Genomic DNA, 15295 nt, shown 5'->3' on the forward strand with positions numbered 1-15295 from the left:
GATCCTGTCCGAATACGTCATCCCCGGTATGCGCATCCGCGACCATCAGATCACCGTGCCGCTCGATTGGAACCGGCCGGACGATGGACGTAGCATCGAGATCTTCGCGCGCGAGGTCGTCGATCCCGTCCGCGACGGCGAGGCATTGCCGAAGCTGCTCTTCCTGCAGGGCGGCCCCGGCGGCAAGGGGCCGCGGCCGGTCGATGGACCGCCCTGGCTGAAGGAGGCGTTGAAGTCCTACCGCGTCATCCTGCTCGACCAGCGTGGTACCGGCCGCTCCAGCCGCATCGACGCCCATCGCATCTCCGGCTTCGGGACGGGGGAGGCTGCGGCGGACTACCTCTCGCTGTTTCGCGCCGACAGCATCGTGCGCGACGCCGAACATCTGCGGACGACGGTTTTCGGCGGCACCCGCTGGGAGACGCTTGGTCAGAGCTATGGCGGCTTCATCACCATGACCTACCTGTCGCTCGCGCCGGAAGGGCTGTCCGCCTGCTACGTCACCGGCGGTCTGCCGGGCCTTCGCGCCAGCGCCGAGGAGGTCTATCGCCGCACCTTTCCGCGCGCCGCCGCCAAGACGAAGCGATTCTACGAGCGTTACCCGGACGATCGCACCCGCATCACCCGCGTCGCCGACCTGATCGAGGGCAGCGATATCCGGCTGCCGGACGGCGACCGGCTGACGGTGAAGCGTCTTCAGATCGTCGGCATTGACTTCGGCGTGGGGCCCGGCTTCGAGAACGTCCACTGGCTGTTCGACGAGGCCTTTGCGAACACGCACGAAGATCGGCTGTCGGAGCAGTTCCTCTGGCAGCTGACCGGGCTAACCTCCTATGACGGCAATCCGCTCTATGCCGTTCTGCAGGAATGCATCTACGGCCACGGCGAGGGCGCGACGGCCTGGGCGGCGCAGCGCATTGCAAACGAGCATCCGGAGTTCGGCCCGGAAGAGCGACCGCTGCTGTTCCACGGGGAGATGATCTATCCCTGGATGTTCAGCGAAATCCGCTCGCTGAGGCCCTTCCAGCGGGCGGCGGAGGCACTGGCGGCGCGTCCCTTCCACACGCCGCTCGTCGATCATGCCAGGCTGGCGGCGAATGAGGTGCCGCTCGCGGCAGCCGTCTATTTCGACGATCTCTATGTCGATGCCGGCCTATCGCTGGAAACAGCGGCCCAGCTCGGCAACGCGCAAGCCTGGGTCACCAACGAATACGAGCATGACGGGGTGCGCGCCTCGCCCGCCGTCTTCACGCGGCTGCAGGGTATGGTCCGCGACCGTGGCGGTCCGCTGCCGGCCTGAGCCGCCCGGCCAGGGGTGCGTCGTCCGCCTCAGGGCGTGACGGCGACGGAAGTCCCGCCCGCCGTAGCTGCTAGACCCGCTTCGCGGTAGACGTCGCGGAAGCCGCTTTCGAACCGTTCCTCCAGTTCGGAGCGCGGGCGGGAGGCGAGGCGGATCGAGACGCAGCCGGCATCGATCAAGGCGCCGAGCGGCCGGGCGACGAGGCCGCGGCCGATATAATCGGCGGCGGTGGCGGCATCGATGATCGAAAGGCCGGCGCCGGCGGCGACCATGGCGCAGGCCGTGTGCGACAGCGAGGTCTCGGCGACGACCACTGGCGACACCGATCCGAGCACGGCTTCGATGCGCGCGGCGAAGACCGTACCCCGTCCGAGGCTCACGAAGCGCTCCTGCGCGAGGTCCGCCGGCTGAACAACCGCCTGGTCCGCAAGCCGGTGGCTTTCCGGCATGACCACCACGGCCGCAGACTCCAGCGCAGTGATGGTAAAGCCGGATCGCTCCCACGGGCCTTCGGCAAAGCCGAGATCCGCCTGGCCGGAGGCGACGGCCTCGATAACGAGGTGGGACGGCAGGCCGCGCAGCACGATATGCAGCCCCGGCCGCTCCAGCTGGAAGACGGCGGCAAACCTTGCCAATACGCCGCTCGCCAAGGCCGGCATCGCAGCGATGCGCAGCGACCCGGCGGAGTGCCGGGCAATGCCCTCGGCCATGGCGGCGATCTGGCCGATGCCGACGAAGGAGCGCTCCACCTCCGCCATCAGTGCCACCGCCGCTGGCCGCGGCACGAGCTGGTTGCCGCGCCGGTCGAACAAGGAGAGGCCGGTTGCGTCCTCGAAGTCGCGGATCAGGCGGGAGACCGCGGGCTGCGTGATCGACAGGAACGTGCCTGCGGCCGTCATGCCGCCGGTCAGCATGACCGCGCGAAACGCCTCGATCTGCCGCAGGTTCAGCTTGCCTCGCATAACATTCTCTGATGCTGACGGTCGGATAAGCTATTTGACGGCATGAAGATGCCGATGCAACAAATTTTGGCAGAAGCCGGGTTCGATCAGCTTTGCCGCAATGATGGGCAGCAGGCTTCAGGCGCATGTTCCTCCAACTGAAGACCAGAGGTCCCCATCATGAAGACGGCATTGCTCTCCGCCACTCTCGTCCTGGCGGGCCTGGGTTCCCCGTCGGCAGCCCTTGCCCAGGACACCGTCCGCATCGCGACGGAAGGTGCCTATGCGCCGTGGAACTTCTCCGGCCCCGGCGGCAAGCTCGACGGCTTCGAGATCGACCTCGCCAATGACCTCTGCAAGCGCATGGAGGTCACCTGCGAGATCACCGCGCAGAACTGGGACGGTCTCATCCCCTCGCTGAACGCGGGCAAGTTCGACGCCATCATGGCGGGCATGAGCATCACGCCCAAGCGTCAGGAGGTGATCGGCTTCTCGGTTCCCTATGCGGCGCCCTACAACACCTTCGCGGTCCTGAAGAGCGGTCCGCTCGCCGAGCTGCCGGGCACCGGTGAGACGATCGACCTCACCAGGGACGAAGCCGCCGGGCGGGCCAGCGCCAGCGCGATGAAGGACCTCCTGTCCGGCAAGAGCATCGGCGTCCAGGGCTCCACCACCGCATCCTCCTTCGCCGACGACTACCTCAAGGGCCTCGCCGACATTCGCGAGTACAAGACAACCGACGAGCACAATCTCGATCTCGTCAGCGGCCGCATCGACGCCGTGCTCGGCAACGCTACCGTGCTGATGGCGGCGATCGAGAAGCCCGGCATGGAGGACGCCAAGCTCGCCGGTCCGATCTTCTCCGGCGGCCCCTTCGGTCCGGGCATCGCTGTCGGCATGCGCAAGGATGACACGGCGCTGAAGGCCAAGTTCGACAAGGCCATTCAGGCGGCGAGCGCCGACGGCACGGTGAAGAAGCTCGCCGAGAAGTGGTTCAAGATCGACGTTACCCCGAAGAACTGAGGGCATGGGCGGGCGGCACGTGCCGCCCGCTATTCCACGCGGCATCGCACCCGGATGAGCATGACGGCAGAGACAAGCATGCGCGACGCCGTGGTCATCGGCGGTGGCCTCGTCGGTGCGGCGATCGCCTGGGGGCTTGCGCGGCAGGGCCTGAAGCCGCTCGTGCTCGACGAAGACGATCTGGCGCGGCGTGCCAGCCGGGCGAACTTCGCGCTGATCTGGGTGCAGGGGAAGGGTGCCCGCGCGCCGCACTATGCCCGCTGGACGCTCGGCTCCGCGCGGAGCTGGCCGGGCTTTGCGGAGGAGCTGACGCAGCTCAGCGGCATCGACATCAAGCTGCGCCAGCCCGGCGGCTTCACCCTGTGCCTGTCCGATGCCGAACTGGAGGACAATGCGGCGACGCTCGCCGGCATTCGGCGCGACACGGGCGGCGAGGGTGCCAGCTTCGAGATCCTGGACCATCGCCGCACGGCCGAGCTGCTGCCGGGTCTTGGACGCGCCGTCGTCGGCTCGACCTACTCGTCCGAGGATGGCGACGTGAACTCGCTCCGTCTCTTCCGCGCGCTGCATGTCGCGATGGCCCGCAGCGGCGTCAGCTACCGCGCGCATAGCCGCGTCGAGACCATTCACTATTCCGGCGGCCTGTTCCGACTCGAAGGTCCGTGGGGCACTGTCGAGGCGCAGAAGCTGATCCTGGCAGGCGGCATCGACAATGGCCGCCTCGCATCGATGGTGGGCCTCAATGTGCCGCTCCAGCACAGCAAGGGACAGATCGTGGTAACGGAGAAGCTAGCGCCGTTCCTCGCCTATCCCTTGGGAACGCTCCGCCAGACCGATGAGGGTGGCGTGATGATCGGCGACAGCGAGGACACGGTCGACACCTCGCCACGCGCCGACCCTGCCATCAACGCCGTGATGGTGCGGCGGGCGATCCAGATGTTTCCGGGGCTCGCCGACGTCAACATGGTCCGTAGCTGGGCCGGCTTCCGGGTCAAGAGCCGCGACGGGCTGCCGGTCTACGAGCAGTCCGCCGCCTGTCCCGGCGCCTTCGTCGCCGTCGCCCATTCCGGTGTGACGCTTGCCGCCGCGCATGCGCTGGCGCTGGCGCCGCAGATTGCCGCGGGCCCGCTCTCACGCGAACTGTCCCCATTCAGCACCGCGAGGTTCCATGTTCAGGCGGCTGCGTGAGGCGGCGCCGGCGCTGCGGTTTCGCTTTGACGGCGAGCCGCTGACAGGCGTCCCAGGCGACACGATCGCGGCGGCGCTGCTCGCCTCGGGCCGGCTGGCCTTGCGCAAGAGCGTCGTCGGCGGCGAGCCGCGTGCGCCATACTGCATGATGGGCGTCTGCTTCGAGTGCCTCGTCGAGGTCGATGGCGTCGCCAATCGCCAGGCCTGCCTGACGCCGCTCACCGACGGCATGGAGGTGCGCTCGCAGAGCGGCGCAAGGACCATTCGCCCGGCCGCAGGGCAGGAACCATGAGCGGACCGTCGCTTGAGACCGCCAGTGCCCTGGCGAGCCGCTACGAGGCTGTCGTGATCGGCGCCGGGCCTGCCGGCCTCACTGCGGCCGCGCGCCTCGCGGAAGGCGGCGCGTCGACGCTGCTTCTCGACGAGAACCCGGCGCCCGGTGGGCAGATCTACCGCAGCATCGAGGCGGCCGGAGCCGGCGACCTCCGGCGGCTCGGCCCGGATTACGCCCACGGCCGCGCGGTTGCCGAGCGCTTCCGCGCCTCCGGTGCGGCCTATGCGCCGCGTGCCACCGTGTGGGACGTCGGCCCGGCGACCGGGCCCGTCGCCGGCGGCGCAGCAGACCGGGCCTCGACCTCGAACCGCCTCGTCAGCCTGACGCTCGGTGGCGCCGGGCGCGCGATCGAGGCTGGCCATGTGATCCTCGCCACCGGCGCCATCGAGCGGCCGATGCCCTTTCCGGGTTGGACGCTGCCGGGCGTCATGACCGCCGGCGCGGCGCAGATCGCGCTGAAGACGGCCGGTCTCGTCCCGACGGGGCGGGTCATCGTCGCAGGTTGCGGACCGCTGCTCTACCTCCTGACGTCGCAGCTTCTGGACGCCGGCGCCGAGATCGCCGCGGTTCTCGATACGACGCCCCGCGGCAACTGGCTGCGCGCCGCGCCGCATGCGCCAGGCTTCCTCGCCTCCGCCTATATGGGCAAGGGCTTGAAACTGCTGCGGACGGTGCGCACGCGCACACGGGTGATCGGCGGGGTCACGGCGCTGGCCACCGAGGGCACCGGCGCGCTGCGCGCGGTCCGCTACGGGACGGGCTCAGGCAAGGGTGCACTCGAGGCCGACCTCCTGCTTGTCCATCAAGGCGTCGTGCCAAACGCCAACTTCTCCAATGCGATCGGCTGCGCCCATCACTTTGACGAGGCACAGCGCGCCTTCGTGCCGGACCTCGACGACTGGTTCGCCAGTTCCCTCGACGGCGTGTCGATCCCCGGTGACGGCGGCGGCATCGCCGGGGCTGCGGCCGCCGAAGTGTCGGGCGAGATCGCCGCGCTCGGCGCCCTCCGGCGGCTCGGCCGTCTCGGCGAGGCGCCGGCCATGGAGGCGGCGCTCCCGCTCCGCCGCCGGTGGAAGAGCTTGCAGCGTGGCCGGGCCTTCCTCGACCGCCTCTATGCGCCTTCGCCTGCTTTCCTTGCGCCGCCGGATGACGACACGATCGTCTGCCGCTGCGAGGAGGTGCGCGCGGGCGCCGTGCGTGAGGCGATCGGCCTCGGCGTCGCCGGTCCGAACCAGCTGAAGACCTTCCTGCGCTGCGGCATGGGCCCGTGTCAGGGTCGCTTTTGTGCCGGCACCGTCACCGAGATGATCGCGGCCGGGCGTGGCGAGAGCCCTGCGGCCGTCGGCACCTACCGCCTGCGGGCGCCGGTCAAGCCCGTGCGCCTGTCCGAACTTGCCAGCTTCCCCGAAACGCCGGAGGCGGTACTCGCCGTCACCGGCAGCCATTCGACCGACCGGATCGAACCGCTCTCGACAGGAGACATGCAATGACCAATCGCCATATCCGCACGCCGATCATGCACCGCGTCGTCGAGCGCAACGGCCTCGTCTTCGTCGGCGGGACCGTCGCGGACGACGAGAGCCTCGGCATGGGCGGACAGACCGAACAGATCCTGAAGAAGTTCGACGCCTATCTCGCGGAAGCCGGCAGCGACAAGACCAAGCTCCTCTCCGCCACGATCTTCGTCACCGACCTGTCGCTGAAGCCGGAGCTCGACGCCGCCTGGAAGGCCTGGGTCGGACCGGAAGACCTTCCGGCGCGTGCCACGGTCGGCGTCGCCGATCTCGGCGGCGACACGCTCGTCGAGATCACCCTTGTCGCGCACACCTGAACTCGGTCAGCCATCCGGCTGCAGGATGTGACGCCGGATCGCCGCCTTCAGATCCTCCGACGCCCCCGCCTTGATCGCCGCGACCATCTGATGGTGCTCGGCGGCCGAGCGCCGGATGCGCCCGGGACTGATCCACTGCGATACGGGGGCGGAGGACATGCGCTGGCGCAACTCGTCCACCAGCTGGACCAACTCGTCATTGCCGGCGATGGAGAGGAGGAAGCGATGGAAGCTGAGATTGGCCTCGTAGAGCGCCACCATCGGCCCATCCTCGATCAAAGCGTCGAAGCCCACGGCAAGTCGCTCCAGCTCCGCGGCCGCCTCCGGCGTCGCCTGTTCGACGATCCGGTCGGCGGCCCCGACCTCCAGATACAGGCGAATGGCCAGGAGGTCGCTCGTCTGCTGCCCATCCGGCCGATGGACGTGGTAGCCACGATTGCGGACATGACCGATGAGCCGCTTTTCCGCCAGCCGCTCCAGTGCCTGGCGGATCGCCGGTCGACCGGCGCCGTAGCGCTCCTCGAGGTCGATCTGCTTCAGCCAGGTTCCAGGCGAGAGCGCGCCGGAGCGGATGTCGGTGAGAAGCCGCTCCATCACCTGCGAAGCAGCCACGCGACCGGGCTCAGGCCTGTCGCTCGGGCGGTCCATGGCGTCCATGCCTGAGATGCGTCCCGTCATCGCCAATGGCAGTGCGTTTACTCTCATATTGCGTTGCACACTTCTTGATCAACGAAGCCGATTGCGCAATGGATCGCCTTTCCATAGGATTGGCGCCAATCCTGGTGCATATCATGGACATGCATGATGCAGAACACGCATTCCGTCTGGCCGATCATCGATTCCAAGCGCGAGGCCTTTGTCGAGCTCAGCGACCGCGTCTGGGAGACGCCGGAGCTGAACTATCGTGAGGAGCGTTCGGCGGCGGAGCACGAGCGGCTGCTGCGGGAGGAAGGTTTCCGCGTCCAGCGCGGCATCGCCGGCCTTCCGACCGCCGTCATGGGTGAGGCGGGCGAGGGCGGTCCGGTCATCGCGATCCTTGGCGAGTACGATGCGCTGCCGGGTCTCAGCCAAGAGGCTGGCGTGGCCGAGGAGCGGCCGGTTGTGGATGGCGGCAACGGCCATGGCTGCGGCCACAATCTGCTCGGCGCCGGCTCGATGCTGGCCGCCGCGGCGCTGAAGGACTTCTTGGCCGAAAGCGGCCTGCCGGGCCGCGTTCGCTACTATGGCTGCCCGGCGGAGGAAGGCGGTTCCTCCAAAGGCTTCATGGTCCGCTCTGGCGTCTTCGACGATGTCGACATCGCGATCTCATGGCATCCGGCGCCGTTCGCCGGCGTCAACAATCCGATCTCGCTCGCCTGCAACGAGATCGATTTCACCTTCCACGGCCGCGCCTCGCACGCGGCCGCGACGCCCCATCTCGGCCGCAGCGCCCTCGACGCCGTCGAGCTGATGAATATCGGCGTCAACTACATGCGCGAGCACATGCCCTCCTCGGCGCGCGTCCACTATGCCATCATCGACGGCGGCGGCATCGCGCCCAACGTGGTGCAGGCGCGGGCGACCGTCCGTCATCTGGTGCGCGCCCGAACGCTGCCGGAGCTCTTGGAACTCGTGGCGCGGGTGAAGAAGATCGCCGAGGGCGCCGCTCTGATGACCGAGACGACGGTGCGCGCCCAGATCATCAGCGGCGATGCCAACCTCGTCGGCAACGCCCCGCTGGAGGCGCTGATGCACCGCCAGCTGGAGCAGCTGGGCCCGCCGCAATTCGACGATGCCGACCGCGAAATCGCGGCGAAGTTCCAGGCGACCTTGTCGCGCGAGGATATCCGCTCCTCCTACGCCCGCTTCGGCGTCACGCCGAAGGGCGACTCGCCGCTCTGCGACATCATCTTCCCGCCGGAGAGCGGCGACGGCACCTTTGTCGGCTCCACCGACGTTGGCACGGTGAGCTGGGTGGTGCCCACCGTGCAGATGCGCGGCGCGACCTATGCCATCGGCACCCCGGGTCATTCCTGGCAGCTGGTGGCGCAGGGCAAGCTGCCGGCGGCGCATAAGGGCATGGAACATGCCGCCAAGGTCATGGCGGCGACAGGCGCCGAGCTCTTTCGCGACCCGTCCCTGATCGAGGCGGCAAAGGCCGATCATCGCGCCCGGCTCGAGGGAACGCCCTTCGTCAATCCGATCCCTGACGACGTCGAGCCGCCGCTGCCCGATCGCGCCGCCGCCTGATATCCGCCTCTCCGGGCCTCCTCTTTTCGGACGATCGACCATCTATCCATGACGCGACAGAGCCTTCTCGATCTCCTGAGCTTCGGCCCTGATGGCTGGGGCACCGTCCTGGCCTGGGCCACTCTGACGACGGTGCTGATCGCGCTCTCGGGCTATGCCATCGGCGCGGTGATCGGCGTCGTCGGTGCCTATGCCAAGGTGTCCGGCGGCCGCATCGCGCGCAGCCTTGCCGACGCCTACACGACTGTCCTGCGCGGCATCCCCGACCTCCTCGTCATCTACCTCTTCTATTTCGGCGGCAGCGCCGTCGTCACATGGGTCGGCCGGCTGATGGGCGCCGAGGGCTTCGTCGGCTTTCCCGGCTTCCTCGCCGGTGCGCTCGCCATCGGCATCACCTCCGGCGCTCAGCAGACCGAGGTGCTGCGCGGCGGCTTCCACGCCGTCGCCAAAGGCGAGCTCGAGGCGGCCAAGGCCTGCGGCATGAGCCGCAGCCTGATGGCCCGGCGCATCGTCGCGCCGCTGACGCTGCGCCATGCGCTGCCGGGCCTCGGCAATGTCTGGCAGGTGGTGCTGAAGGAGTCCGCACTCGTGTCCGTCACCGGCGTCGTGGAACTGATGCGGCAGGCACAGATCGGCGCCGGCTCGACGCGCCTGCCCTTCGACTTCTACCTCATCGCCGCCTGCATCTTCCTCTTGATCTCCTCGATCTCCGGCTTCCTGTTCGGTCGCTCCGAGGCTCGTCTCTCCCGTGGCGTGAGGCGCGGCTGATGGATTTCGCCTTCGCCTACGACACCCTGCTGACCTTGCTGCCGGCTGTCCCGCTGACGCTGCTGCTTGCCTTCAACGCCATCCTCTTCGGCGCGGTCCTGGCGCTTGGGCTGGCGCTGTGCCGCATCTCGGGCCTTGCCATCCTCGACTGGCCGGCGCGGGCCTATATCTTTGCCTTCCGCGGCACGCCGCTCCTGGTGCAGCTGTTCCTGATCTATTACGGCCTCGGCCAGTTTCCGGCCGTGCGCCACAGCATCCTCTGGCCGATCCTGCGTGAGCCCTATTGGTGCGCGGTGATCGCCCTGACGCTGAACACGGCCGCCTATGCCTCGGAGATCATCCGCGGCGGCCTCTTGTCTGTCCCGCACGGCCAGATCGAGGCCGCCAAGGCCTGCGGCATGTCGCGTCTCCTGATGGCGCGGCGCATCGTCCTGCCGCTGGCCATCCGCCAGGCGCTGCCAGGCTACGGCAACGAGATGATCACCATGGTGAAGGCGACGTCGCTCGCCTCCATCATCACGCTGATGGAGATCACCGGCGTCGCGGCCAAGCTGATCTCGGAGACCTACCGGGTGATGGAGGTCTTCATCGTCGCCGGCGCTCTCTACCTCGCCATCAACTTCGTCCTGACGCGCCTGCTGGCGCTGGTCGAGCGCTGGCTGAACCCGGATGCCAGACGCCGGGCACAGCACCCCATCGCTGCCGCCGAGGAGGTCACCGCATGAGCAATGCCGCCATCGCCACTGCCGACGCCCCGGCCTCCGCCGCGTCCGTTCCCGCGCTCAGCGTCAGGAACCTGCACAAGAGGTTCGGGCCGGTGGAGGTGCTGAAGGGCATCTCGCTGGAAGCCAAGGAAGGCGAGGTGATCTCCATCCTCGGCTCGTCCGGCTCCGGCAAGTCCACCATGCTTCGCTGCATCAATCTTCTGGAGCAGCCGGACGAGGGCGTGATCACCGTGTCTGGCGAGACCATCGGTCTCGTCAAGACGAAGGCCGGCTCGACGCGCCCGGCCGACATCGCCCAGGTCGAGCGCATCCGCAGCCAGCTCGGCATGGTGTTCCAGAGCTTCAACCTGTGGTCCCACAAGACCGTCATCGAGAATGTGGTCGAAGCGCCGATCCATGTGCAGAAGCGCGCACGCGCCGAATGCATGGACGAAGCCGAGGCGCTGCTTGCCAAGGTCGGGATCGCCGACAAGCGCAACCACTACCCCTCGCAGCTCTCCGGCGGCCAGCAGCAGCGTGCGGCGATCGCCCGAGCGCTCGCCATGCGGCCGAAGGTGATGCTGTTCGACGAGCCGACCTCCGCGCTCGATCCGGAACTCGTCGGCGAGGTGCTGCGCGTCATGCGCGGCCTCGCCGAAGAAGGCCGCACCATGCTCGTCGTCACCCATGAAATGGGCTTTGCGCGCGACGTCTCCTCGCGCGTGATCTTCCTGCACAAGGGGGCCATCGAGGCCGAGGGCACCCCGCACGACCTCTTCACCAACGCGGCGTCCGAGCGCTTCAGACAGTTCATCAGCAAGGCTTGAGAGAAGCCTCATACAAGGATCGACATGCCATGACCTTGAAAGCGAAAGCGGCACTCGCCTTCTTCGCCGTCGCGACCTTTGTCGCTCCGGCCGCGACCGCGCAGGACAAGACCAAGATCACCATCGCCACCGAGGGCGCCTTTCCTCCCTACAACCTGACGCGCCCCGACGGCACGCTCGACGGTTACGAGATCGAGCTCGGCAATCACCTCTGCGCTCAGATGAAGATCGAGTGCACCTTCGTGGCGCAGAGCTTCGAGGGCATCATCCCGGCGCTGCAGGCCGGCAAGTTCGACGTGATCATGAGCGGCATGTCGGCCACCGCGAAGCGCAAGGAGATCATCGATTTCTCGATCCCCTACGGCGGCACCGGCCAGACCTTCGTAACCCTGAAGGGCAGTGACATCACGAAGATGCCGCTGAAGGGCGAGGTCTTCAACCTGGCCAACAATCCCGACGGCACCAAGAAGGCGGTCGAGGCGATCCGCCCGATCCTCGAGGGCAAGACCATCGGTGTGCAGACGTCGTCCATCGGCTCGCGCTTTCTCGACGAGTACATGAAGGACGTCGCGACCATCCGCGAGTACAAGACCACCGAGCAGCACGATCTCGACCTCACCTCGGGCCGGGTCGATGCGGTGATCGCCTCGCTCGGCTACATGATCACGGCGGTGAAGCAGCCGGGCAACGAGGAGATGGAGATCGTCGGTCCCCGCTTCCTCGGCGGCTTCCTGGGTGCGGGCACGTCGGTGGGACTGCGCAAGGATGAGACGGCGCTGCGCGAGAAGTTCGACACGGCGATCGAGGCGGCCAAGGCCGACGGCACGATCAAGCGTCTGTCAGAGAAGTGGTTCGGTTTCGACCTGACGCCGCGCTGATATCGGGCTACGGAGCCGTGGTTCGCGAGGAGGTTGCGAATCACGATCCGCTCTGCGCCGTTGGACGCGGCGCGGACCGCGAAGGGTGAGACCGGGGCGCGGCGGCCATGTTGCCGCGGGCGGGTTCACCGCCGTGTTGGGCAGGCAGATCGCGGCGCCGGAGGAGGGGACGGCGCGGCGGGACGATCGACGGCTGCCCCTTGCGACATGCGGAAGGCCACGTGGCAGCGATCGAGAGTAGAGCCGTGAAAGGCTCCGGAAGGGTTGGCGGCTTTGCCGTTGAAGCCCGCGAGACGCTAGCGCTGGCCCTGCCGCTGACGCTCAGCAATGTCGCGCCCTTCGGCTTCCTCGTCGTCAATCTCGGGTTTCTCGGCCGTCAAAGTCCGGCTGCGCTCGCCTCGGGCGCATTGGCCTACGGGCTGTTCATGCTGTGCATCAGCCTGCTGACCGGGCTGGACGCGGCCGCAATGACGCTGATCGCCAATGCCCGCGGCCGCCGCTTCAGGACGATCAGCGCCGTGCGCGGCACCATGCATCAGGCCTTTGCCTGCAGCGTCGTCTTCTGCGCGTTGATCTGGATCGTCTTCTGGTGGTGCGAGCCGATCCTGCTCATCCTCGGCCAGGAGCCGCATCTGGCGGCCGGTGCCGGCGAGACCGGGCGCTGGCTGATGTGGGCGCTCCTGCCCTATACGGTGTTCAAGATCATCCGGGCATTCCTGGGCGCCCATGGCCGCCAGGGCTGGTCGCTGGCCGTCGTACTCGGCGGTGTCGGGCTGAATGCCTGCCTTGGCTACCTCCTGATCGCCGGACCGTTAGCGATGGGCGGGCCCGGAGCGGGTCTGGCGACCCTCGTCGCCTCCACCGCCATGGCAGCTGCGCTGGCTCTGGTGCTGATCTTCGATCCGCGTCTGCGCCGCTATGCCGTGTTCAGCCGCCGCGGCAGGGCTCGCCGGGATGGGGTGCGGATCAAGGACCTGCTCGGCCTCAGCGTCCCGATCTCGGTGACGCTGCTCCTGGAGAACGCGGTGTTCTATGCCGCCATGATCACCGCGGGCCTGTTCGGCGAGGCGCAGCTGGCGGCCCATTCCATCACGATGCAGTTGGTCTCGCTTGCCTTCAAGGTTCCGGTCGGCATGGGACAGGCCGCCTCCATCCGCGTCGCCCATGCACGCGGCGCCGGCGACTACCCGGCTGCGGAGCGCGCGGGGCGCACGACCTTCATTCTCACCCTCGGCTTCTCCGCCTTCGTGGCCGGCCTGATGCTGTTCGCTCCGGTCTGGTTGATCGGCTTCTTCGTCGACAGCAAGGATCAGGCTTCTGCTGCGATCATCGCCAATGCCCGCGGCTTCCTGTTCTTTGCCGGCATCTTCCATATCGCCGATGCCCTGCAGGGCGCCATGGCGGGCGTTCTGCGCGGCTATCGCGATGCCAAGGTGCCCATGGCCTTCGCGGCGCTGGGCTACTGGGTGTTCGGCCTGCCGATCGGCCTGGCTCTCGCCCTTCGATTCGGCATGGAGGGCCGCGGCATCTGGGCAGGCCTTGCTATCGGCCTCATCACTGTCGCGGGCCTGATGGTGGCCCGCTGGCGCCATCTGATGGCGGCGCTGAGAGCACAGCACCCGGCGCCCCTCGCAGCCTGACGCCGGGCAGCAAGATTGTGCCGACCCTGCCCAGTCAGCCGGAGCTTGAAAGGCTCTAGAGCCGCGCCTTGGTGCTGCGCGGCGTCGCCAGCAAAAGGTTGGTCTCCGACCCCGTTATACCCGGCACGAGCCGCAGCCGCCGCAGCACCGCGTCCAAATCGGTGAGGCTCTGGGCGGAGATCTCGACGACGAGATCCCAGCGCCCATTGGTCGTATGCACGGCGCTGATCTCCGGAAAGCCGGCAAGACCGTCCACGACCCGGTCTGCCATCTTCCCCTCGACCTCAATCAGCGTGACGCCCCGCACCGGCATCGCCACCGTGTCGGCCCGCAGGATCACCGTATAGCCGACGATGTCGCCGCGCTGCTCCAGCCTTTCGATCCGGCTGCGCACCGTGGCGCGCGAAACGCCGAGCTCCGCGGCGACGTCGGAAATGCTGCGGCGGGCATCGTGGCGCAGGATCGTCACCAGGCGCTGATCGAGATCATCCATCCATCATCACCATAGTGGAGGCATCAACAAAGCAGTTTGATAAGCAACATAGCGCGATCTGCCAATCTGCTCCGTTCGATCCGCCACGCACGATGCGTATCATCGCCGCGCAATGGAAAGCGGCGGATCCCTATGAACCATCGATGCATCTTGATCGGAGCTCCCGTCCAGGAAGGGACTGGGCGGCTTGGCTGTGACATGGGCCCGAGTGCCTATCGGACGGCGGGCTTGCGAGAGGCGCTGACGGAGCTCGGCTTTCCTGTCGAAGACCGGGGCAACGTCGCGCCGGCCCCGCATCGCGACCTCGTCCACCCCAACGCAGCCGTCCACCATCTGCCGGAGTTTGACGCCTGGACTCGGGCGCTAGCGGATGCGGCCTATGCGGCCAGCGGCGACGGGATGCCGATCTTCCTCGGTGGTGATCACAGCCTCTCGGCCGGGACGATCTCAGGTGTCGCACGCCGCGCCGCCGAGGAGGATCGTCCCTTCTTCGTGCTCTGGCTCGACGCCCACCCGGATTTCCACACGCTGGAAACGACGACCAGCGGCAACCTGCACGGCACGCCGATGGCCTATGTCACCGGCCGCACGGGCTTCGGCAGCTTCATGCCGGCCGTTGCCGCCCCGGTGCGGCCCGAGCATGTCTGCATGATCGGCCTGCGCAGCGTCGATCCGGCGGAACGGGCGGCGTTGAAGGACGCCGGCGTGCGTGTTCACGATATGCGCATGGTGGACGAGGAGGGGATCGCGCCGTTGCTGCGGGCCTTCCTCAGCCAGGTGCAGGCCGCGAACGGCATCCTGCATGTCAGCCTCGATGTCGACTTCCTCGATCCCGGTATCGCGCCTGGCGTCGGCACCACCGTGCCGGGCGGGGCGACCTTCCGCGAGGCGCATCTCGCCATGGAGATGCTGCACGACAGCGGGCTCGTGCGCTCGCTCGACCTTGTCGAGCTCAACCCGTTCCTCGACGAGCGAGGGCGCACCGCTCTTCTCATGGTCGACCTCGCCGCGAGCCTGATGGGCCGCAGCGTCCTCGATCGTCCGACCCGGAGCTTCTGACCCATGACCGAGCGCCTGAACATTGTTCCCTTTGTCAGTGTGGATCACATGATGAAGCTGGTTCTCTCCATCGGGGTGGA

16 protein-coding genes are annotated in these 15295 nt (G+C 67.8%); 13 read left to right on the top strand and 3 right to left on the bottom strand.

Features of this window, described 5'->3' with window-relative positions; genetic code table 11:
* Window position 1 precedes the first annotated feature (1 nt).
* Window positions 2-1300, top strand: coding sequence for an alpha/beta fold hydrolase (locus tag C0R46_RS11475; RefSeq protein ID WP_198598306.1), 1299 nt, complete (start codon window positions 2-4; stop codon window positions 1298-1300).
* A gap of 29 nt (window positions 1301-1329) precedes the next feature.
* Here the strand turns inward: C0R46_RS11475 and C0R46_RS11480 are convergent, their stop codons facing one another.
* On the bottom strand, window positions 1330-2262 hold the full coding sequence (locus C0R46_RS11480; RefSeq protein WP_245413534.1) for a LysR family transcriptional regulator: 933 nt from the start codon (window positions 2260-2262) through the stop codon (window positions 1330-1332).
* Between the two features lie 159 nt (window positions 2263-2421).
* On the opposite strand from C0R46_RS11480, the gene C0R46_RS11485 reads away from it, so the two are divergent.
* From C0R46_RS11485 to C0R46_RS11505, 5 genes are all read left to right on the top strand, one after another.
* On the top strand, window positions 2422-3264 hold the full coding sequence (locus C0R46_RS11485) for a transporter substrate-binding domain-containing protein (protein ID WP_102959728.1): 843 nt from the start codon (window positions 2422-2424) through the stop codon (window positions 3262-3264).
* Window positions 3265-3342: 78 nt separating this feature from the next.
* The gene (locus C0R46_RS11490) at window positions 3343-4452 is read left to right on the top strand and encodes an NAD(P)/FAD-dependent oxidoreductase (RefSeq protein WP_102959801.1); all 1110 of its coding nucleotides are present in this window, start codon (window positions 3343-3345) and stop codon (window positions 4450-4452) included.
* Window positions 4433-4744: a (2Fe-2S)-binding protein gene (locus C0R46_RS11495; protein WP_102959729.1), complete on the top strand. Its 312-nt coding sequence runs from the start codon at window positions 4433-4435 to the stop codon at window positions 4742-4744. The genes C0R46_RS11490 and C0R46_RS11495 overlap by 20 nt, the downstream gene beginning before the upstream one ends.
* A complete protein-coding gene (locus C0R46_RS11500) occupies window positions 4741-6276 on the top strand; it encodes an NAD(P)/FAD-dependent oxidoreductase (RefSeq protein ID WP_102959730.1) in 1536 nt (511 codons plus the stop codon). The genes C0R46_RS11495 and C0R46_RS11500 overlap by 4 nt, the downstream gene beginning before the upstream one ends.
* A complete protein-coding gene (locus tag C0R46_RS11505; protein ID WP_102959731.1) occupies window positions 6273-6617 on the top strand; it encodes a RidA family protein in 345 nt (114 codons plus the stop codon). The genes C0R46_RS11500 and C0R46_RS11505 overlap by 4 nt, the downstream gene beginning before the upstream one ends.
* A 6-nt stretch (window positions 6618-6623) precedes the next feature.
* On the opposite strand, the gene C0R46_RS11510 is transcribed toward C0R46_RS11505, so the two are convergent.
* Window positions 6624-7322: a GntR family transcriptional regulator gene (locus tag C0R46_RS11510; protein WP_245413535.1), complete on the bottom strand. Its 699-nt coding sequence runs from the start codon at window positions 7320-7322 to the stop codon at window positions 6624-6626.
* Window positions 7323-7421: 99 nt separating this feature from the next.
* Here C0R46_RS11510 and C0R46_RS11515 point away from each other — a divergent pair, with 99 nt between their 5' ends.
* The 6 genes from C0R46_RS11515 to C0R46_RS11540 all read left to right on the top strand — a co-directional run bounded on the left by C0R46_RS11515 (window position 7422) and on the right by C0R46_RS11540 (window position 13663).
* Complete coding sequence (locus C0R46_RS11515; RefSeq protein ID WP_102959803.1) at window positions 7422-8846, top strand: M20 family metallopeptidase; 1425 nt, start codon at window positions 7422-7424, stop codon at window positions 8844-8846.
* Window positions 8847-8894: 48 nt separating this feature from the next.
* Window positions 8895-9614: an ABC transporter permease gene (locus C0R46_RS11520; RefSeq protein WP_102959732.1), complete on the top strand. Its 720-nt coding sequence runs from the start codon at window positions 8895-8897 to the stop codon at window positions 9612-9614.
* A complete protein-coding gene (locus C0R46_RS11525) occupies window positions 9614-10339 on the top strand; it encodes an ABC transporter permease (RefSeq protein ID WP_102959733.1) in 726 nt (241 codons plus the stop codon). The genes C0R46_RS11520 and C0R46_RS11525 overlap by 1 nt, the downstream gene beginning before the upstream one ends.
* Window positions 10336-11145 (top strand): ABC transporter ATP-binding protein, encoded by an 810-nt coding sequence (locus C0R46_RS11530; protein WP_102959734.1) that lies wholly within the window; start codon window positions 10336-10338, stop codon window positions 11143-11145. The genes C0R46_RS11525 and C0R46_RS11530 overlap by 4 nt, the downstream gene beginning before the upstream one ends.
* A gap of 29 nt (window positions 11146-11174) precedes the next feature.
* Entirely contained in the window at window positions 11175-12023 is an 849-nt protein-coding gene (locus C0R46_RS11535) for a transporter substrate-binding domain-containing protein (protein ID WP_102959735.1), read from the top strand.
* 221 nt (window positions 12024-12244) lie between these two features.
* Window positions 12245-13663 (top strand): MATE family efflux transporter, encoded by a 1419-nt coding sequence (locus tag C0R46_RS11540; protein WP_157944626.1) that lies wholly within the window; start codon window positions 12245-12247, stop codon window positions 13661-13663.
* Window positions 13664-13718: 55 nt separating this feature from the next.
* On the opposite strand, the gene C0R46_RS11545 is transcribed toward C0R46_RS11540, so the two are convergent.
* A complete protein-coding gene (locus C0R46_RS11545) occupies window positions 13719-14156 on the bottom strand; it encodes an Lrp/AsnC family transcriptional regulator (protein WP_102959737.1) in 438 nt (145 codons plus the stop codon).
* 132 nt (window positions 14157-14288) lie between these two features.
* Here C0R46_RS11545 and rocF point away from each other — a divergent pair, with 132 nt between their 5' ends.
* On the top strand, window positions 14289-15215 hold the full coding sequence (gene rocF / locus C0R46_RS11550; RefSeq protein WP_102959738.1) for an arginase: 927 nt from the start codon (window positions 14289-14291) through the stop codon (window positions 15213-15215).
* The last annotated feature ends 80 nt before the right edge of the window (window positions 15216-15295 follow it).

The organism is Mangrovicella endophytica, assembly GCF_002893625.1.
GTDB lineage: Bacteria > Pseudomonadota > Alphaproteobacteria > Rhizobiales > Rhizobiaceae > Mangrovicella > Mangrovicella endophytica.